At 68.1% G+C, this 18,391-nt stretch carries 18 protein-coding genes; 7 read left to right on the top strand and 11 right to left on the bottom strand.

All coding sequences use genetic code 11. From position 1 onward, the window contains the following. A partial coding sequence (metH, locus tag KAH28_RS06400) for a methionine synthase (RefSeq protein WP_290575152.1) occupies positions 1–2,186 on the bottom strand: 2,186 nt, incomplete at its 3' end. Between the two features lie 156 nt (positions 2,187–2,342). On the opposite strand from metH, the gene KAH28_RS06405 reads away from it, so the two are divergent. Beyond that, complete coding sequence (locus KAH28_RS06405) at positions 2,343–3,302, top strand: hypothetical protein (protein ID WP_290575153.1); 960 nt, start codon at positions 2,343–2,345, stop codon at positions 3,300–3,302. Position 3,303: 1 nt separating this feature from the next. Here the strand turns inward: KAH28_RS06405 and KAH28_RS06410 are convergent, their stop codons facing one another. Genes KAH28_RS06410 through rpmH form a run of 7 tightly spaced genes read right to left on the bottom strand, consistent with a single transcriptional unit; the run spans position 3,304 to position 8,082 of the window. Continuing rightward, the gene (locus KAH28_RS06410; RefSeq protein ID WP_290575154.1) at positions 3,304–3,816 is read right to left on the bottom strand and encodes an NUDIX domain-containing protein; all 513 of its coding nucleotides are present in this window, start codon (positions 3,814–3,816) and stop codon (positions 3,304–3,306) included. After that, positions 3,813–4,259: a YiiD C-terminal domain-containing protein gene (locus KAH28_RS06415; protein ID WP_290575155.1), complete on the bottom strand. Its 447-nt coding sequence runs from the start codon at positions 4,257–4,259 to the stop codon at positions 3,813–3,815. Before KAH28_RS06415 ends, KAH28_RS06410 begins: the two co-directional genes overlap by 4 nt. Positions 4,260–4,305: 46 nt before the next feature. Further along, a complete protein-coding gene (gene mnmE, locus KAH28_RS06420; protein WP_290575156.1) occupies positions 4,306–5,640 on the bottom strand; it encodes a tRNA uridine-5-carboxymethylaminomethyl(34) synthesis GTPase MnmE in 1,335 nt (444 codons plus the stop codon). 10 nt (positions 5,641–5,650) lie between these two features. Continuing rightward, positions 5,651–7,363, bottom strand: coding sequence for a membrane protein insertase YidC (yidC, locus tag KAH28_RS06425; RefSeq protein WP_290575157.1), 1,713 nt, complete (start codon positions 7,361–7,363; stop codon positions 5,651–5,653). Positions 7,364–7,369: 6 nt separating this feature from the next. Beyond that, a complete protein-coding gene (gene yidD, locus KAH28_RS06430; protein WP_290575158.1) occupies positions 7,370–7,636 on the bottom strand; it encodes a membrane protein insertion efficiency factor YidD in 267 nt (88 codons plus the stop codon). Further along, positions 7,603–7,947: a ribonuclease P protein component gene (rnpA, locus tag KAH28_RS06435; RefSeq protein ID WP_290575159.1), complete on the bottom strand. Its 345-nt coding sequence runs from the start codon at positions 7,945–7,947 to the stop codon at positions 7,603–7,605. The genes yidD and rnpA overlap by 34 nt, the downstream gene beginning before the upstream one ends. After that, positions 7,948–8,082, bottom strand: coding sequence for a 50S ribosomal protein L34 (rpmH, locus tag KAH28_RS06440; RefSeq protein ID WP_290575160.1), 135 nt, complete (start codon positions 8,080–8,082; stop codon positions 7,948–7,950). It lies immediately after the preceding gene. A gap of 128 nt (positions 8,083–8,210) precedes the next feature. Between rpmH and dnaA the strand changes: the two genes are divergently transcribed. From dnaA to KAH28_RS06465, 5 genes are all read left to right on the top strand, one after another. Continuing rightward, the gene (gene dnaA, locus KAH28_RS06445) at positions 8,211–9,563 is read left to right on the top strand and encodes a chromosomal replication initiator protein DnaA (RefSeq protein WP_290575161.1); all 1,353 of its coding nucleotides are present in this window, start codon (positions 8,211–8,213) and stop codon (positions 9,561–9,563) included. Between the two features lie 234 nt (positions 9,564–9,797). Further along, positions 9,798–10,895: a DNA polymerase III subunit beta gene (dnaN, locus tag KAH28_RS06450; RefSeq protein WP_290575162.1), complete on the top strand. Its 1,098-nt coding sequence runs from the start codon at positions 9,798–9,800 to the stop codon at positions 10,893–10,895. Positions 10,896–10,968: 73 nt separating this feature from the next. Further along, positions 10,969–12,042, top strand: coding sequence for a DNA replication/repair protein RecF (gene recF, locus KAH28_RS06455; protein ID WP_290575163.1), 1,074 nt, complete (start codon positions 10,969–10,971; stop codon positions 12,040–12,042). Between the two features lie 58 nt (positions 12,043–12,100). Then, a complete protein-coding gene (gyrB, locus tag KAH28_RS06460; protein ID WP_290575164.1) occupies positions 12,101–14,473 on the top strand; it encodes a DNA topoisomerase (ATP-hydrolyzing) subunit B in 2,373 nt (790 codons plus the stop codon). Between the two features lie 30 nt (positions 14,474–14,503). Further along, positions 14,504–15,262, top strand: a complete 759-nt coding sequence (locus tag KAH28_RS06465; RefSeq protein WP_290575165.1) for an AAA family ATPase — start codon at positions 14,504–14,506, stop codon at positions 15,260–15,262. Here the strand turns inward: KAH28_RS06465 and KAH28_RS06470 are convergent. From KAH28_RS06470 to KAH28_RS06480, 3 genes are all read right to left on the bottom strand, one after another. Continuing rightward, positions 15,246–16,382: a 5-(carboxyamino)imidazole ribonucleotide synthase gene (locus KAH28_RS06470; protein WP_290575166.1), complete on the bottom strand. Its 1,137-nt coding sequence runs from the start codon at positions 16,380–16,382 to the stop codon at positions 15,246–15,248. The genes KAH28_RS06465 and KAH28_RS06470 overlap by 17 nt on opposite strands. Next, the gene (gene purE, locus KAH28_RS06475; RefSeq protein ID WP_366918137.1) at positions 16,379–16,882 is read right to left on the bottom strand and encodes a 5-(carboxyamino)imidazole ribonucleotide mutase; all 504 of its coding nucleotides are present in this window, start codon (positions 16,880–16,882) and stop codon (positions 16,379–16,381) included. Before purE ends, KAH28_RS06470 begins: the two co-directional genes overlap by 4 nt. Positions 16,883–16,986: 104 nt before the next feature. After that, positions 16,987–17,718, bottom strand: coding sequence for an SIMPL domain-containing protein (locus KAH28_RS06480; protein ID WP_290575168.1), 732 nt, complete (start codon positions 17,716–17,718; stop codon positions 16,987–16,989). A 119-nt stretch (positions 17,719–17,837) separates the two neighbouring features. On the opposite strand from KAH28_RS06480, the gene sufT reads away from it, so the two are divergent. Further along, complete coding sequence (sufT, locus tag KAH28_RS06485; RefSeq protein WP_290575169.1) at positions 17,838–18,386, top strand: putative Fe-S cluster assembly protein SufT; 549 nt, start codon at positions 17,838–17,840, stop codon at positions 18,384–18,386. Positions 18,387–18,391: the final 5 nt, after the last annotated feature.

The following is an 18,391-nucleotide window of genomic DNA, read 5'->3' on the forward strand; positions in this document are numbered from 1 at the left end:
GGCAGGAACATCTTGCCGGCGCCGAAGAGGTCGCCGACGACATTCATGCCGTCCATCAACGGGCCCTCGATGACCTCGATGGGCTTGCCGCCGTTGGCCGAGATCTCCGCGCGCAGCTCCTCGGTGTCCTCTTCGACGTACTGGTCGATGCCCTTGATGAGCGCGTGCTTGATGCGCTCGCGCGCATCATTCTCGCGCCAGGCCAGACGGTCGCCCTGGTCGGCCTCGGAAGCGTCGCCCTTGTACTTCTCGGCGAGCTCCAGGAGCTTCTCGGTGGCGTCCTGCGGATCGTCCTTCCGGTTGAGGATGACGTCCTCGATGGCGTCGCGGAGCTCCTCCTCGATGTCCTCGTAGACGGTCAGCTGGCCGGCGTTGACGATGCCCATGTCCATGCCCGCCCTGGTGGCGTGGTAGAGGAACACCGAGTGGATCGCCTCGCGCACCTTGTTGTTGCCGCGGAACGAGAACGAGATGTTCGACACGCCGCCCGAGATGTGGGCGTGCGGGCAGTTCTCCTTGATCCAGCGACAGGCCTCGATGAAGTCGACGCCGTAGTTGGCGTGCTCCTCGATGCCGGTGGCGACGGCGAAGATGTTGGGGTCGAAGATGATGTCCTCGGGCGGGAAGTCCAGCTTCTCGGTGAGCAGCTTGTACGCCCGGCCGCAGATCTCCTTGCGGCGCTCGAGGTTGTCGGCCTGACCATCCTCGTCGAAGGCCATGACCACGACGGCCGCACCGTAGTGCCGGCACAGGTTGGCCTCGCGCAGGAACTTCTCCTCGCCCTCCTTCATCGAGATGGAGTTGACGATGCACTTGCCCTGGAGGCACTGCAGGCCGGCCTCGATGACCTCCCACTTCGAGGAGTCGACCATCATCGGCACACGCGAGATATCCGGCTCGGACGCCACCAGCTGGCAGAAGGTGCGCATGGCCTCAACGCCGTCGAGCATGCCCTCGTCCATGTTGATGTCCATGACCGCGGCACCGTTCTCGACCTGCGAGCGCGCGACATCAAGGGCGGTGGTGTAGTCGCCGTCCTTGATCAGGTTGCGGAACTTGGCGCTGCCGGTGACGTTGGTACGCTCGCCGACGTTGATGAAGCCCTTCTCGGGCGTCAGGTTCAGCGGCTCGAGACCGGACAGACGCGTGATCGGCTCGTGCTCGACCGGAATCCGCGGCTTGTGCCTGGCCGCCTGATCGGCAATGGCCGCAATGTGCTCGGGCTGGGTGCCACAGCAGCCGCCGACCAGATTGATGAACCCCGCCTCGGCGAACTCGCCGACGATGGCCGCGGTCTCCTCGGGCTGCTCGTCGTACTCGCCGAAGGCGTTGGGCAGGCCGGCGTTCGGATAGCACGAGATGTAGCAGTCGGCGAGGCCCGACAGCTCCTCGACGTAGGGGCGCATGTCCTTGCCGCCGAGGGCGCAGTTGAAGCCCACCGCCAGCGGCTCGGCGTGGCGGATGGAGTTCCAGAAGGCCTCGGCCACCTGGCCGGACAGCGTTCGCCCGGAGGCGTCGGTGATGGTGCCCGAGATGATGATGGGCAGCTTGAAGCCGTACTCGTCGAACACGCGGTGCGCCGCGAAGATCGCGGCCTTGGCGTTGAGCGTGTCGAAGATGGTCTCGATCAGCAGCAGGTCGACGCCGCCGTCGATGAGACCGCGCGTCTGCTCGGCATAGGCCTCGACCAGCTCCATGAAGCTGGTGTTGCGCTTGCCGGGATCGTTGACGTCCGGGCTGATGGAGGCGGTGCGGTTGGTCGGCCCGATGTTGCCGGATACGAAGCGCGGGCGATCGGCGGTGGCCCGCGAGTCGGCGGCCTCGCAGGCCAGCCGGGCGGCTTCCACGTTCAGCTCGTAGGCCAGCGACTCCATGTGGTAGTCGGCCATCGAGATGACCTGGCAGTTGAAGGTGTTGGTGCCGATGATGTCGGCGCCGGCATCCAGGTAGGCGCAGTGCACCTCCTTGATCAGCTCGGGCTGGGTGAGCACGAGCAGGTCGTTGTTGCCGGCCAGATCGGACTCCCAGTCCTTGAAGCGCTCGCCGCGGTAGTCGGCCTCGCCGAGCTTGTAGGACTGGATGCGCGTGCCCATGCCGCCGTCGAGGATGAGGATGCGCTCGGCGATGGCCTTGCGGATCGTTTCCTCTGAATGGCGGGTGCGCTGGGTCTGGCGGGGGTCGTCCATGAGTCCTGATCGGTCGAATGAATCGGCCATTATATCCGTTTATCCGCATAAGCGGATAGTTGCCGGTGGTCGGCCGGGCAGCGCCTCCCGGCGCGGACCGTCGGCGCCGGCTCGCGCGGGCGCCTAGCGTAGGCCCGTCCCATGACCGGAAACCCCATGCGTCCGCAGCTCGTTGCCTGGCCGCTGCTCGATGGCTCCGCGCCGCCAACGCGCACGCCGGAGTGCCGCGAGGTCGCCCGGATGGTAGCGCCGCTGGCCGAGGCACTGCTCCAGTTGCGGGCGGACGGATGCCGCGCCAGCATCGCGGCGGTTTCGGCGCTGGCGCTGCAGCGACCAGTCATCGAACGGGCATTGCGCGCGCTCGGTCGGGGGCGACCGGCGACGATCCTGCTCGATCCGCTGCAGGGCGGGGCGCCCTTCTTCAGCGCCATGGCCTGGCGGGTGCATCTCGCCCGCAGGCTGGCACCGCTGGTGGCCGTGCTCGAGGCCGAGGTATCGGAATCGTTGCTGCTGCGCGGGATGGCGCTGTCACCCGCGAGCGTGCCCAGTCTGGCCTGCGAACGCGCCCTTGCGGCGCTCCATCTGCAGACGGCGGCGCGCGACTGGGTGATCGAGGCAATGGCGCATCCGGCGGCGGCGCTTCTTCCCAATCTGCACGATGTGCATGTCGAGCGCGGCCCCGCAGGCGACGGTCCGGGCGCACGCTCGCGACAGCTCGCGATCCACTGGCTCGACGCGCATCTTGACGGCCAGGAATTGCCGCTGCCGCTGCGCGTGGCGCTGCCGCGCCTGCAACCCGCGCTCACCCGGCTGGGCGAACGCGACACCCTGTTCTGGCGTTGTCCGGCGCACCCCGGGCGGCGGCTGCTCAATGACTGGCTGGCGTCGATGTGCATCGCGTTCCGCCGGCAGCGCTTCGAGGTCACCGCCGTGGAGACCGAGATCGACGGCATGATCACGCTGCTCGCGGACATGCCCGACGGCGCCGACCGACCCATGCGGCACATTCCGCCGGCACTGGAGCGGGCGCGGATCGCGCGCGACGCGAGCCTCTTCCACGCCTGGTCCCGGCTCGAGAACGAGCGCGAGAGCGCCCGCATCTACGCGATCGCCTGATTCAGCGCATCGATTCGTGCACGATGCCGTGCGCGCGAGCCAGCCAGTCGGCAACCGCCCGTCCGGTACCGCCCGGCCACGGCCGCACCCGCTCCGGCGGAAGGCGCTTGTAGTCGTCGAGCTCTTCGTTGAGCCGGATCTCGCCGGTCGCACGCACGTGATAGGCGATGATGAGCTGGTTCATCTGCGGGAAGTCGTAGTGGCCGACGAAGCACACCGCTTCCGCGGTCAGCGCGAGCTCCTCGGCTACCTCGCGCACCACGCCGGCTTCGGGCGTCTCGGACGCTTCCAGGAAGCCGGTGATGAGGCCGTACCATTTCGGCGGCCAGCTGCGGTTGTGAGCAAGGATGATCTCGCCGTCGTGTTCGACGATGGCGGCGACCACCGGGGTCGGGTTGTCCCAGTGCACGAAACCGCAGCTCGTGTCCGGGCACACGCGGCGCATGACCTCGCCGCGTTCGCCGTCCTCCAGCGGTTGCGCGCAGCGCGGGCAGTAATGGAAGCGCACGCTCATGCCGGCACCGTCACGAAGCGGTTGTCCTGCTCGAGCGCGGTGCCGCCGTCGCCGGCGACCGTCACCCGCAGCCGGACGGCGGCCCTTTCGCCTTTCGCGAGGGTTGCGCGATAGGCCGCGGCCTGGTCGGGATCCCATCGTGCCTCGGCGACGAGATCGGCGTGCAGCGGCCGGAGATAGCGACTGTGGCTATCCGCGACCACGATATTGCGGGAGGGCGTTGCCGTCGCCTGCCCGGCGTAGGCGAGCAGCCAGCCGGTGACGATGCCGAGCAGCGACAGGCTGCCGCCGAAGGCGCTGCCGTGATGGTTGCCGTTGACCGACAGTGGCGCGCGCGCCACCACCCGGTCGGCGTCGACATGACTGACCGCGACTTCCGCGTGGGCCAGCAGCGGTACCTGGGCGTGCAGCAGGCGGGTGGCGTCGTCGGGTGTCACGAGCATGGCGTTAGCCTACCGGGCCGCGAAGCGGCGTGCCCGGTCGCGATCCTCACTTGCCGATGCAGAAGCGGCTGAAGATGGCGCCGAGCAGGGCCTCGCTGTCGACCGCACCGCTGACCTGACCGAGCGCGTCGTGCGCGGCGGCGAGCTCGGTGGCGGCGATGTCGACATCGCGGCCCGCCGCAACCGCCGCCTCGGCGCACTGCAGCGCCGCGTCGCAGCGATCCAGCGCCTCCAGATGGCGCGCACGCGCGCTGAACGGCGCCTCCGTCTCGCCACCGCCGGCGACATCGCGCAGCGCCGTTAGCAGCGCTTCGATGCCGTCGCCGTCGCGGGCGCTGATGGCCACGGTGCCGTCGTCCACCGCGCCCGCGGCGCGACCGCTGGCATCGATCTTGTTGCGGACGCGCAGCACCGCCTGGCCGGCAGCGGGCACGAAACCGGACTCGTCGTCGGTGGCCGCCCGCGGATCGCTGTCGTCGACCAGCATCAGCACGATGTCGGCCTCGGCCAGCTGGGCGCGACTGCGCGCCACGCCCTCGCGTTCGACGACGTCGTCGGTGGCGCGCAGACCGGCGGTGTCGATCAGCCGCACGGGAATGCCGGCGAGCACCAGATCGTGGCGCAGCGGATCGCGCGTGGTGCCCGGCACATCGGTGACGATGGCGAGCTCCTCGCCGCAGAGCCGGTTGAGCAGCGTCGACTTGCCGCTGTTGGGCGGCCCCGCCAGCACCACCGTCAGCCCCTGCGCCAGCCGTGCTCCGCGCGCGGCATCGGCACGCAGGGTCGCGATATCGCTGCGCAGCGCGGCGAGATGCTCCGGCACAGCACCGCGGGCGATCCAGTCGACATCCTCGTCGGAGAAATCGAGCGCGCCCTCGACCTGCACGCGCAGTGTCAGCAGACGCTCGGCCAGTGCCGCCACCTGGTGCGAGAACGCGCCGCCCAGACTGGCGTGCGCGGCACGCGCAGCGCCGATGCTGGCGGCGTCCACCAGGTCCGCGACCGCTTCGGCCTGGGCGAGATCGATGCGATCGTTGAGAAAGGCGCGCTCGGTGAACTCGCCCGGCCGGGCGCGGCGCGCGCCGCCGGCGCAGGCCGCGTCCACGATCGCCTCGAGGACCACCGGCGCACCGTGCGCCTGGATCTCGACCACGTCCTCCCCGGTGAACGACGCCGGGCCCGGGAAGAACAGCACCAGCGCCTCGTCGAGCGGGTTCCCGGCGGCGTCGCGGATGGTCCGCAGCCCGGCCGTCCGGGGCGAAGGCAGCGGTCCGCTCATCGCCGCCGCGATGGTCGCGGCCCCGGGGCCGGAGAGCCGCACGATCCCGACCGCGCCGCGCCCGGCAGGGGTGGCGACGGCCGCGATGGTGTCGGCGCTCACGGTGGCGCCGTCAGCGCGCGGGCTTGCGACCCAGGCCCTCGCGATCGAGCTTGCGGTTGATGTACCACTGCTGCGCGATGCTCACGAGGTTGCTCACGAACCAGTACAGCACCAGACCGGCCGGGAACAGCGTGAAGAACGCGCCCAGCATGATCGGCATGGCCATCATGATGCGCTGCTGCATCGGCTCCATTGTCGCCATCTGGCCGGACAGTCGCTGCTGCAGCCACATGCTGGCCGCGAACAGGACGGGCAGCACGTACCACGGGTCAGGCGTGGACAGGCTGTCGATCCAGCCGATGAAGGGGGCCTGACGCAGCTCGACCGATTCCAGGAGCACCCAGTACAGCGCGATGAACACCGGGAACTGCACCAGCATCGGCAGACAGCCACCGAGCGGGTTGAAGCCCTCCTTCTTGTAGAGGTCCATCATCGCCTGGTTGAGTTTCTGGCGATCGTCCCCGTAGCGCTCGCGCAGTTCCTGGATGCGCGGCGCGAAGTGCCGCATCTTGCCGAAGGACCGGAACTGCGCCTCGGACAGCTTGTACATCGCGGTCTTGACCAGCAGCGTCAGCACGACGATGGCCCAGCCCCAGTTGCCGAGGAAGCTGTGGAGGAAGTCGAGGATCCAGAACAGCGGCGATGACAGCGGCGTGAGGATGCCGTAGTCGATGGTCAGGTCGAATCCGGGCGCGATGGTGTCGAGGCGCTTCTGCAGCTTGGGGCCGGCGAAGACCTCGCTGGCGAAGGTCGCCGACGCGCCAGGCTCGACGCGCCGGGCGCTGCCCACCACCTGGCCGAGATAGCCCCACCGGCTGCTCGGCTTCGCGCTGTAGCGCTGGGTTTCGTCGCTCGGCGGAATGGCGGCAACGATGAAGTAGTGCTGCATCATCGCCAGCCAGCCACCGCGCTGCTCCACCGAGAGCGGCTCGTCGGCGACGTCGCCGAAGTCGATCTTCTCGAAGCCGTAGCGGTTGCCCTCGTCGCGCGCCTCGTAGAATCCGTAGCCGGTGAAGGTGGGCGCGAAGGGCGGCTGATCGCCGAGGGTGTGATCGTTGCGCCAGAGCTGGGTGAAGGCGGAGGCGTCGATGGCCTCGTCGCCGTTGTTGATCACCTCGTGCTCGAGATCGATCACGTAGCGGCCGCGATGGAAGGTGTAGCGCTTGCGGACCTCGACGCCGCTGTCGCTGACCGTGCGCAGGGTGACGGTGACCGAATCGGCGCCCTCGGCGAGCGTGGCGGTGCGCTGGTCGGTGGTGTAGACGCTGTGCTGGGTGGCGGGGTTGCCCTGCGGCGACAGCACGCCGCTCTGCACGATCGACCATTTTGCACGCGTGTCGTCGATGATCGGCAGCGGCTGCGGATCGGCTTCGCTCTCCGGGTAGTCGAGCAGCGCGAGATGGCGCAGATCGCCACCCTGCAGGGCGATGCGCGCGCGCACGACGTCGGTCTCCACGCGGATGCTGCCGTCGGTCGCCGCGGCAGCGGGTCCGGCCGCAGCCGGCGCTGCGGGTGCCTCGGGCGTGTCGGGGGTATCGGCTGCGGCTGCGGCTGTCGGCAGATCGGGGTCAGCGGCTGCCGGGCCGTCCGGCATCTCGGCCATCTCGTCGACCGTCGACGGACGCTCGCCTGCGGGCGCGGCCTGTTCCTGCTGCCAGGCCTGATAGATCAGGAACAGCAGCACACCGAAGACGCAGATCAGGATGAAGCGGCGGTTTTCCATGCGGATTCAGGAGGCGGGGTCATCGGTGCGACCGGCCGGCGCCTCGGGCACCGGATCGTGGCCGCCTGGGTGCAGCGGGTGACAGCGCAGGATTCGCCGCATGGCGAGCCAGCCACCGCGCAGCGCGCCGAAGCGCGCGACGGCAGTGTAAGCGTATTGGGAGCAGCTCGGCTGAAAGCGGCAGTGCGGCCCGAGCAGCGGGCTGAGCCACCGCTGGTAGCCGCGGATGACGAGCAGGATCAGGACTGCGGGGATGCGCCCAATTCGCGCCATAGCCGTTCGAGGTCCGCGATGATCTCGGTATCCGCCAGCTTGCCGGCACCCGGCCGTGCCATCACCACGTACCAGCCCGGCGGCGGCGGGAGACGCATGAAGCTCGCGCGGGTGAGTCGCTTGATGCGATTGCGGCGCACGGCGCTGGCCGCGGCCTTCCGGCTGATCGCGAGGCCGAGTCGCGGTGGATCGTCGTCCTGTCGCAGCGCGACGATGGTGCAGATGCGACCGCGGTGCCGCCGGCCCGAGCCCAGGACGCGCGCGAACTCGCGCGGCAGTCGGAGCCGCTGCGGGCGCGGCGGGCGCGACAATTACGGCGAGAGCCGCTTGCGGCCCTTGGCGCGACGACGCGCGATCACGCGCCGACCGGCGGCGGTGGCCATGCGCGCGCGGAAGCCGTGGGTACGGCTGCGGCGGACGCGCTTGGGCTGATAGGTACGTTTCATGACGACAGTCCGGCAGAAAAAGGCGCGCAAGTTTACTCGCGCCCGCAGCCGCGCGGCAAGCGGCCGGCGCTGTGGATAAGCCGGGATCGCGCCGCTAGACTGCTCCCCCGAACCGACGAGTGCGCGTTGTGACTGCCGAGCTGTGGAATCGTTGCCTGCGCTTCATGGAGCGCGAACTGGACGAGCGCGACATCATGGCGTGGCTGCAACCGCTGCATCCGACCGCGAACGGGCAGCATCTGCGGCTCGACGCGCCCAATCCCGCCGTACAGGCGCGCGTGCAGCGGGATTTCCTCCCGGTGATCGAGCGGGCGCTGGCCGCCTGTGACAGCAGCGCCCACTGGTCGGTCGAGATCGCCGTCGGCGGTCGCAACCCGAACACGCAGCGCGCCGAGACACCGGTCGCCGAGCAGCATCTTTCCGCGGGCGAGGCCGTCATCGAGAGCGGTTCCGGTGCCCGCCTCGCGCCACGCATCGACGAGCGCTACACCTTCGGCAACTTCATCGAGGGCAAGTCCAATGCCCAGGCTAGGGCGGCGTCGCTACAGGTCGCGGAAGCCCCCGGCGAGCGCTTCAATCCGTTGCTGATCTACGGCGAGTCGGGACTCGGCAAGACCCATCTGATGCACGCCATCGGCAATCACATCGCTTCGGCGACCCATGGCGCCCGTGTGCTCTACGTCGGTGCCGAGAAATTCGTGCGCGACCTGATCACGTCCATCCGCGGCAACACCACCGAGCAGTTCAAGGCGCACTACCGCTCGGTCGATGCGCTGCTGATCGACGACATCCACTTCTTCGTCGGAAAGTCGGGCTCGCAGGAAGAGTTCTTCCACACCTTCAACGAGCTGCTCGACGGACGGCAGCAGATGGTGATGACCTGCGACCGCTACCCGGCCGAGCTCGACGGCCTCGATTCGCGGCTGAAGTCGCGCTTCACCTGGGGGCTGACCGTTCCGGTCGAGGCCCCCGAGCTCGAGACGCGCGTAGCGATCCTTCTCAACAAGGCGGAGGAGCGCGGCGTTCCCATTCCGGAGCGGGTCGCCTTCTTCGTCGCCCAGCGGGTGCGCTCCAACGTGCGGGAACTGGAGGGAACCCTCAACCGGCTGGTGGCGAGCTCGCGCTTTCTGGGCCGCGAGATCACCGAGGACTTCGCGCGGGAGACGCTCTACGACATCTTCTCGAGCTACGAGCGCCTGGTGACCATCGACAACATCAAGCGCGTGGTGGCGAGCTATTTCAAGATCCGGGTCAGCGACCTCAACTCGGTGCGGCGAACGCGCTCGGTCGCGCGTCCCCGACAGATCGCCATGGCGCTGTGCAAGGAACTGACGCAGCACAGCCTGCCGGAGATCGGCAGCGCCTTCGGCAAGGATCACACGACCGTGATGCATGCCTGCCGCAAGGTCCGAGATCTGCGTGCGGACGATCCGCGTGTCCGCGAGGACTGGGAGAACCTCCTGCGGCAGCTCGGTGGATAGACCGCGGGACAACCCTGTGGGCAAACCGGCTGCCAAAGCTGTGGATAGATCGGGCACGGTTCCGGAGGCCCGATTTATCCACATGCCATCCCCACGGGATACAGCGATGATCCGGATGGTTGCTGGCGCCGCAAGATATTGAAGTAAAAGGACTTTATGGCGTTGCGCGCAGCTTTCGCCGGGGCCAGCTACCATCACAATCTTTCTATATAGAAATGGAATGAGTGGGACGGCATGAAAATCGAGATCGGAAGAGATACGTTGTTCGATGCCCTGAACGCCGTAGTCGGGGTTGTCGAACGCCGTCAGACACTGCCCATCCTCGCCAACGTCTATGTCGATGCCGACGAGGAGTCGCTCACGCTGATCGCCACCGATCTCGAGCTCCAGCTCACCAGCCGGGTGCCAGTCACGGTGGTGCAGCCGGGTCGGGTCACCGTCCCGGCACGCAAGCTGTTCGAGATCTGCCGGGGGTTGCCGGAGGGCGCCAACATCGTCATGACGATCGAGGAACAGCGCGCCACCATCAGTTCGGCGGGTTCGCGCTTCGTCCTGTCCACACTCCCGGCCGACGAATTCCCCACCCTCGAAACCGAGTCCGATCATCAGGAGCTGCGTCTCGCGCAACGCGATCTGCTGCGCCTGATCGACAAGACCCATTTCGCGATGGCGGCACAGGACGTCCGGTACTACCTGAACGGCCTGTGTCTCCATCTCTCCGACACCTGTCTGCGAGCCGTCGCGACCGACGGCCACCGCCTCGCCCTCAGTGAATGCACGTTGCCGGAGCGCTTCGAGGATCGGCAGGTCCTGGTTCCGCGCAAGGGCGTGCAGGAGCTGCAGCGGCTGCTCGATGACAGCGACGCCGAGATCGTCCTGCGCCTCTCCGGCAACCAGGTGGCGCTGGATCTCGGCAGCACCGGGTTCGTCTGCAAGCTCATCGACGGCCGGTTTCCGGAATACCAGCGCGTCATTCCGGACGCCGACGGCATGCAGCTGCAGGGCAATCGCGAGCGCGTGCGCCAGGCACTGGCCCGAGCCGCGATTCTCGCCAACGAGAAGTTCCGCGGGGTCCGGTTGCAGCTCTCCGAGAACGAGCTTCGGCTCCAGACCCACAATCCGGAGCACGAGGAAGCCGAGGAAGTCGTCGAGGTCCAGTTCGACGGTACCCCGCTGGAGATCGGGTTCAATGTTTCCTATCTGCTGGAGGCGCTCGGAGCGATGGAGGGCGAATCCTTCATGCTCACGCTCAAGGCGGCCGATGCGAGTGGTCTGCTCACCGATCCCGAGGACCCGGAAACCCGCTACGTGGTCATGCCGATGCGGCTCTGAGCCGCGGCGACACACGCCGTCCGCGCCGGAGAACCGGATGCGCGGACACTCGACGGACGGACGCTGAGCGCGAATGCCGATCCTGCGCGAAGTCGGTATCGGTGGGTTCCGTTGCCTCGAGGACACGCGGCTTCGTCTGCATCCACGACTGAACTGGATCGTCGGCGACAACGGCGCCGGCAAGACCAGCGTGCTGGAAGCGATCTACTGGCTGGGCCGGGGGCGGTCGTTCCGGGCTTCGCGACCGGCACTCTGCACCCGGCACGGCGATAGCGCCTGGCTGGTCCGGGGCAGGATCGGATTCACCGATCGACCGGACGATGTCGTTCGCATCGGCTACAGCGGTGGCGGCATCGCGACGCATCGCAACCAGGCCACGACGACGCTGGTCGAACATGCGCGGGTGCTCCCGATGCAGATGGTCGAACCGGGGCTGCACCGGGTCGTGGAGGACGGGCCGGCCTATCGCAGGCGGTTCCTCGACTGGGGAATGTTCCACGTGGAACCTCGATATCTCGCTCTCTGGCGCAGCTATGCGCGCGCGCTGCGGCAGCGCAACCAGGTTCTGCGCAGTGGCGCCGGCAGTGATCAGCTGGACGCGTGGACCCACGAGCTGATCCGGACCGGGACGGAACTGGCGACGGCCCGGGAGGCCGGCCTGGCCGGATTGCGCGAGGCGTTTGCCGTGCGCTGCGGATCCCTCGATCTCGGCACCGCCGAAATCCGCCTTCACCCAGGATGGGAGGCCGGCAAGTCGCTAGCGGATGCCATTCGGGATCGATCGGAGCAGGATCAGCGTCAGGGGGTCACTGGTGCCGGACCGCACCGGGCGGAGCTGCGCATTCGACTGGGCGAGGGCGAGGCGCGCGACCGGGTCAGCCGGGGACAGCAGAAACTGCTTCTGTCTGCCCTCTGTCTGGCGCAGGCGGATGTGATCTTCGCGGCAACGGCAATCCGGCCGCTGGTACTGCTCGACGACTTCACCGCCGAACTGGGCCGCGCCTATCAGGAGCGTCTGGCCGGCTTGCTGGCCGGCTACGAAGGGCAATGTGTCATCACCGCATTGACTCCACCCGAGGGAGCAGTCACTGCAGACGATGCGGCGATGTTCCACGTGGAACAGGGACGGATCGTCACCCGGGACTGAGCAGGCGGCCGAGGGCCCTGCCGGGCTATACTAGGCGATCGTCCAACGGTGACTCGCCTTGACCGAATCCGCCTATAACGCCAGCAGCATCCGCGTCCTCCGTGGCTTGGAAGCCGTGCGGGAACGCCCCGGCATGTACATCGGTGATACCGACGACGGTACCGGTCTGCATCACATGGTCTTCGAGGTGGTCGACAACGCCATCGACGAGGCGCTTGCGGGCTATTGCTCGGAGATCGTCGTCACGCTGCAGGCGGACAACAGCGTCTCGGTCAGCGACAACGGCCGCGGCATCCCGGTCGATGAGCATCCCGAAGAGGGCTGCTCGGCGGCCGAGGTCATCATGACCGTGCTGCACGCGGGCGGGAAATTCGGCGGTGACGGCTACAAGGTGTCGGGCGGCCTCCACGGCGTGGGCGTCTCGGTGGTCAATGCGCTGTCGCACACCCTGCAGCTGGACATCCACCGGGACGGAACGCAGCATCGAATCCGTTTTCACGACGGCATCCCCGAAGCACCCCTGGCGCCCGTCGGCCCCACGGAACAGCGCGGCACCCTGGTGCGCTTCTGGCCCAGCACCGAGGTCTTCTCGAGCTGCGAGTTCCACTACGACGTGCTGGCGAAGAAGCTCCGAGAACTCTCCTTCCTCAACGCCGGCGTGCGCATCGTGCTCCGCGACGAGCGCGAGGAGCGCGAGGACATCTTCCAGTTCGACGGCGGCACGGCCGCGTTCGTGCGATATCTCAACCGCAGCCGCGACGCCCTGCACCCGACGGTGGTGCAGATCACGGTCGAGAACGGCGATACCGTCGTGGACTGCGCGCTTCAGTGGAGCGACAGCTACCAGGAGAACGTCTTCTGCTTCACCAACACCATTCCGCAGAAGGATGGCGGCACCCATCTCACCGGGCTCCGCAATGCGTTGACCCGCACTCTCGGTGACTACCTCGAGAGCGAGGGCGTTGCCAAGCGGGAAAAGGTCTCGGTGAGCGGTGAGGACACGCGCGAGGGGCTGACCGCGGTTCTGTCGGTGAAACTGCGCGAGCCGCGCTTCTCGTCGCAGACCAAGGAGAAACTGGTCTCCAGCGAGATCACGCCGGTGGTGCAGGCGGCGATATCCGAGCGGCTGCGCGACTTCCTGCTGGAAAATCCGCGCGAAGGCAAGCTCATTGCCGCCAAGGTGGTCGACGCCGCGCGTGCGCGCGATGCCGCCCGCAAGGCCAAGGAGCTCAACCGCCGCAAGAGCGTGCTCGACGTGGCGGGACTGCCGGGCAAGCTCGCCGATTGCCAGGAGAAGGACCCTTCCAAGTCCGAACTCTTCCTGGTCGAGGGCGATTCCGCCGGCGGCTCGGCCAAGCAGGGGCGCGATCGCCATTTCCAGGCCATCCTCCCGCTGAAGGGCAAGATCCTCAACGTCGAGCGGGCGCGCGTCGAGAAGATGCTCTCATCCACCGAGGTCGCGACCCTGATCACGGCACTCGGTTGCGGCATCGGTGCGGAGGAGATGCGGCCGGAGAAGCTCCGCTACCATCGCATCATCATCATGACGGATGCTGATGTCGACGGCTCGCACATCCGGACGCTGCTGCTGACCTTCTTCTACCGGCACATGCTGAGCTTGGTGGAGAATGGTTACGTCTACATCGCCCAGCCACCGCTGTACAAGGTCAAGTCCGGCAAGTCCGAAACCTACGTCAAGGACGAGGCGGAGATGCAGGAATACCTTCTGCGTCAAGCACTTAGCGGTGCATCCTGGTCCTCCGACGATGCTTCGCTCCCCACCGAGGGACTCGAGGAGCTGGTCCGCGACTGGCATGCCAGCGAGGCGCAGATCGAGCGTCTCGCACGCCGTTACGACGGTGTCGTCCTGCGCGCCATGCGCGATCTGCCACCGCCCCCGCCGGTGGGCCAGCGCGGCGACTGGGTGGCCGATCTCGAGACAGCCACCAATCGCCGTGGCGCGGACAAGGGCAGCTATCGCATCGAGGAAACCGGTGAAGGGCTGCTGGTGCGCCGGCGTGCCCATGGTCTAGAGCACACCCACAGTTTTGCCCCGGCCTTCTTCGAGGGCCCCGACTATGAGCGCATCCGCCGTCTGCATGCCTCGGTCGCGGCGCTCGGGATGCCGGCAACCGTCCGCCGTGGCGAGCGCGAGCGGGTCGTCGAGACCTTCGAGGCCGGATTCGACTGGCTCATGCAGGAGGCGCGGCGCGGTCTCACCATCCAGCGCTACAAGGGACTCGGCGAGATGAATCCCGCCCAGCTCTGGGAAACGACCCTGGACCCGGCGCGCCGCAGACTGGTGCAGGTCAAGATCGATGACGCGGTGTCGTCCGACCAGATCTTCACCACGCTGATGGGCGAGCACGTCGAGCCACGGCGCGAATTCATCGAGCAGCACGCGCTCCAGGTCGGCAACCTCGACGTCTGAGCACCGGCCGGCCACGACGGAGGCAATCGAATGCACACCGTGGCCAGCTTCCAGTTCAAGGGTGGTGTCGGCAAGACCACCACCGCCGTCAACCTCGCGGCATGCGCGGCGGCGGAGGGCTGGAAGACGCTGCTCTGGGATCTCGATCCGCAGGCGGCCGCCACGCACATCCTCCAGGGCGACATGCCGGAGCTCAAGCTCAAGAAGCTGCTGAAGGGGCGGCAACCGGCCGGTCGCCTCGTCCAGCACACCGAGCGCCCGAACCTCGATCTCCTGCCTGCCGATTTCAAGCTGCGCCAGCTGGATGCCCGTCTGGCTGAACACAGCGAGGGCAAGCCCTGGCTGCGACGCGCGCTGGAAGCATTCTCGGAAACCTACCGGCTGGTGGTCATCGACTGTCCCCCCGGCATGGGACCGCTCGCCGAACAGCTCTTCGAGAGTGTCGATCTGCTGCTGATGCCGGTCGAGCCGTCGCCGCTGTCGCGGCGCGCGGTGATGCAGGTCGCGACCCATCTCGAGGGTCGCAAGCGACCGGTGCTGCGCTGCTTCCTCAACCGCGTCGACCGCCGGAGGCGCATGCATCGGGAAATGGCGGCGGATCCTCCGGCCTATCTCCCCAACGCCAGCCGCGTCAGCGTGCCGGCCGCCGCCATGGTGGAGCGAATGGGAGAACTGTGCGCGCCGCTGCGCGAATTCGCACCGGAGGGCCACATCGCCAATCAGTGCTTCCACGCACTCTGGCGGGATACGGCCCGCCAGCTCGACGGTACCGTCAAGCGTCGGCGCTGACCGCGGCGGCAATCACCTCCAGCACGGCGGCTTCACGCCGTGCCAGCGTTGCCGCGTCATCGGCGCAGACCGTGACATGGCCGACCTTCCGACCCGGCCGCGCCGACTTGCCGTAGTGGTGCAGATGAGCGCCGGGAATCGCCAGGAAGTGCTCGCGCGGTGGTACGTCGCCGAGCAGGTTGATCATGGCGCTGCACCCCCGCGCGGCTGTCTCGCCCAGGGGCAACCCGGTCACGGCGCGAACGTGGTTCTCGAACTGCGAGCAGTGAGCGCCCTCGATGCTCCAGTGCCCGCTGTTGTGCACGCGCGGCGCGATCTCGTTGGCCAGCAGTGTGCCGTCGCCATCGACGAAGAACTCGAAGGCCAGCACCCCGACATGTCCGAGCGCATCCATCAACCGCTTCGCGTGACCGGTCGCGGTGCCGAACAGCGGATCGTCCGGCATCGGTCGCGCGGTGTGCAGAACCCCGTCACGATGCACGTTCTCGCTCAACGGATAGAAACGTGTCTCGCCATCGGCCGATCGCACGCCGATCGCGGACACTTCGCGCGCCAGATCGACCAGGCTCTCGACGATGGCGGGCCGGCCACCGATGGCGTCCCAGGCCGACGCCACCGCGCCGGCATCGCGCAGCACGACCTGTCCCTTGCCGTCATAACCGAGACGGCGCGTCTTGAGGACGCAGGGCAGACCGATCCGGTCGATGGCCCCGTGCAGGGCCTCGACGGAGTCGACCGCTTCGAACGGCGCCACCGGTATGCCCAGCGCCTGAAAGCGTTCCTTCTCGACGAGTCGGTCCTGGGCCACCTCGAGCGAGGTTGCCGCCGGCCATACCGTGGTCCGTTTCCCGATTTCGGCAACGGTGGCGGTCGGCACGTTCTCGAACTCGAGTGTCACGACCGGACAGGCATCGGCCAGCGCGGCGAGCACCTTGGCGTCGTCGAAATCGGCGCGCAGGCGTCGACCGACCGCCGCCGCGCAGGCCTCCTCGGCGGGGTCCAGATAGAGACACTCGATGCCCAGCGACTGCGCGGCCTGCCCGATCATGCGGCCGAGCTGGCCGCCGCCGAGCACGCCGAGCCGCGCCGGCGCGGCGCCGCGGTAGGCCGATGCGCTCATTTGCCGGGCGGCAGACGGTCGTTGGCGAGTACCGATTCGCTCTGCCGGCGCCGATACGCGTCCAGGCGCTGCGCCAGCGCGTCATCGGTGGTTGCGATCATCGCTGCCGCCAGGAGACCCGCGTTGACGGCGCCGGCGCGTCCGATGGCCAGGGTCCCGACCGGAATGCCGGCGGGCATCTGCACGATCGACAGCAGCGAATCCCATCCCGACAGCGCCTTGGACTGCACCGGAACCCCCAGCACCGGCACGCGGGTCTTGGCTGCCAGCATGCCGGGCAGGTGCGCGGCACCGCCGGCGCCCGCGATGATCGCCCGCAAGCCCCGCTCGGCCGCTTCCTCGGCATAGGCGAAGAGCCGGTCCGGGGTGCGGTGCGCCGACACCACGCGCGCCTCGTGGGGCACGCCGAGCGCCTCGAGCGTGTGGGTGGCGTGCTCCATCGTCTCCCAGTCGGACACCGAGCCCATCACCACGCCCACCAGCGGTTTGTCTTGCGCCATCACCCTCTACCCGTATCGGCTGGCGGCGAAGGAACGCCGCGGGAAAACCGCGCATTATTCGTGCGCGGCGCCGAAATGGCAATGACGCGCCGGTGACGACGGACTCAGCGCGCGATGGCGTAGCGCGCGCGCACGGTAGCGCTGTAGACCATCTCGCCGATGTTGATTCCGCTGTCGGCATTGCCCGGCGCCGAGGACTCCGCCATGGCGCGCATCGCGATCGGCTCCACCGGGCGACCCTGCGACTGCTGCGCATCGACCTCGGTGACCGCACCGAGGGTCACGCCCGCGGCCTCGGCAATGGCCTGCGCGTTGGCGCGCGCCGCGCGGGTCGCCGAGGCCAGCGCTTCGCGTCGGTGGGCGGCAGCGTCCGAGGCGTAGAGCCGAGGCGGCTCGATATGCGTGACGCCGGCCTCGCTGGCGGCAGTCAGGAATCCGGCGAGACGATCGAGCGCGCGAATCTGCACGGTGATGTCGCGGCGCGCGGTGAAACCCGTCTGCACGCGCTCCCGTGTCTCATCGTCCCAGCGGTATTCCGGCATGAGCCGCAGCGAGGTGCTGCGCAGATCCTTGTCGGCTACGCCCAGCTCGCGCGCCGATGCCAGGAAGGCGGCCGTGATGGCGTTGGCCTTTTCCATCGCGGGCTCCGCATCGTCCTTGCGTACCTCCACCGCCACCGCGAGCTCGGCGCGGTCGGGGATGACGCGCACTTCACCCTCGCCGTCGACCGCGATGCCGGCGGTGGCGGAATCGGAAGCCGCCGATGCGACGAAGGCGGGCACGAGAAGTGCGCCCAGCAGGGCGAATCGGGCAACGGGACGGAAGCGAGCGGTCACGGGCAACCTCGGGAGCGGGAGAAAGGAGAACGGTTTCGATGCGGTCGATCAGGAACACAGCAACGCGCATGGCAGTCTGAGTACACTGACGGGTTCCAACATTGCCGAGCAACAACTGAATGGCTGCCGAAGACGAAGTCGTCACCCTGCAGCGCGACGTCATCGCCGCGCTGGTGCCCTCCGGACAGCGCGTCGAGCTGCCCGAGGGCACCGAAGCGCGCATCACGCAGGCGCTGGGCGGCAGCTTCACGGTCGTCATCCAGGGCCACATGTTCCGCATCGAGGGCAGCGACGCCGACTGCCTCGGCAAGGAACCGCCGCCGCTTCCCGAGGTGTCCGACGACGCCGACGAGGAGGAGGTCAAGAAGGCGGTCTACGAGCAGATGGGGACCGTCTACGACCCCGAGATCCCGGTCGACATCGTCGAGCTCGGCCTGATCTACCGCTGCGAGCTCGAGCGAGCCGACGACGGCTCCTACCGCATCGAGGTGGACATGACCCTGACCGCGCCCGGCTGCGGCATGGGCGACTTCCTCGTCAACGATGTGCGCAGCAAGCTGCTGGCGCTGCCGGTGGTTTCCGAGGCCACCGTCAACCTGGTGTTCGATCCGCCCTGGCGGCAGGACATGATGTCCGAGACCGCACAGCTCGCGGTCGGATTCTTCTGACCGAC

This window comes from Algiphilus sp. (assembly GCF_023145115.1).
Classification (GTDB): Bacteria; Pseudomonadota; Gammaproteobacteria; order Nevskiales; family Nevskiaceae; genus Algiphilus.

Coding starts and splice junctions, on each gene's coding strand:
- KAH28_RS06405 (WP_290575153.1), top strand. CDS start 2,343: ATGCGTCCGCAGCTCGTTGCCTGGCCGCTGCTCGATGGCTCCGCGCCG.
- yidD (WP_290575158.1), bottom strand. CDS start 7,636: ATGGCGCGAATTGGGCGCATCCCCGCAGTCCTGATCCTGCTCGTCATC.
- recF (WP_290575163.1), top strand. CDS start 10,969: ATGCCGATCCTGCGCGAAGTCGGTATCGGTGGGTTCCGTTGCCTCGAG.
- purE (WP_366918137.1), bottom strand. CDS start 16,882: ATGGCGCAAGACAAACCGCTGGTGGGCGTGGTGATGGGCTCGGTGTCC.
- dnaN (WP_290575162.1), top strand. CDS start 9,798: ATGAAAATCGAGATCGGAAGAGATACGTTGTTCGATGCCCTGAACGCC.
- rpmH (WP_290575160.1), bottom strand. CDS start 8,082: ATGAAACGTACCTATCAGCCCAAGCGCGTCCGCCGCAGCCGTACCCAC.
- KAH28_RS06410 (WP_290575154.1), bottom strand. CDS start 3,816: ATGAGCGTGCGCTTCCATTACTGCCCGCGCTGCGCGCAACCGCTGGAG.
- sufT (WP_290575169.1), top strand. CDS start 17,838: ATGGCTGCCGAAGACGAAGTCGTCACCCTGCAGCGCGACGTCATCGCC.
- KAH28_RS06415 (WP_290575155.1), bottom strand. CDS start 4,259: ATGCTCGTGACACCCGACGACGCCACCCGCCTGCTGCACGCCCAGGTA.
- KAH28_RS06465 (WP_290575165.1), top strand. CDS start 14,504: ATGCACACCGTGGCCAGCTTCCAGTTCAAGGGTGGTGTCGGCAAGACC.
- yidC (WP_290575157.1), bottom strand. CDS start 7,363: ATGGAAAACCGCCGCTTCATCCTGATCTGCGTCTTCGGTGTGCTGCTG.
- KAH28_RS06470 (WP_290575166.1), bottom strand. CDS start 16,382: ATGAGCGCATCGGCCTACCGCGGCGCCGCGCCGGCGCGGCTCGGCGTG.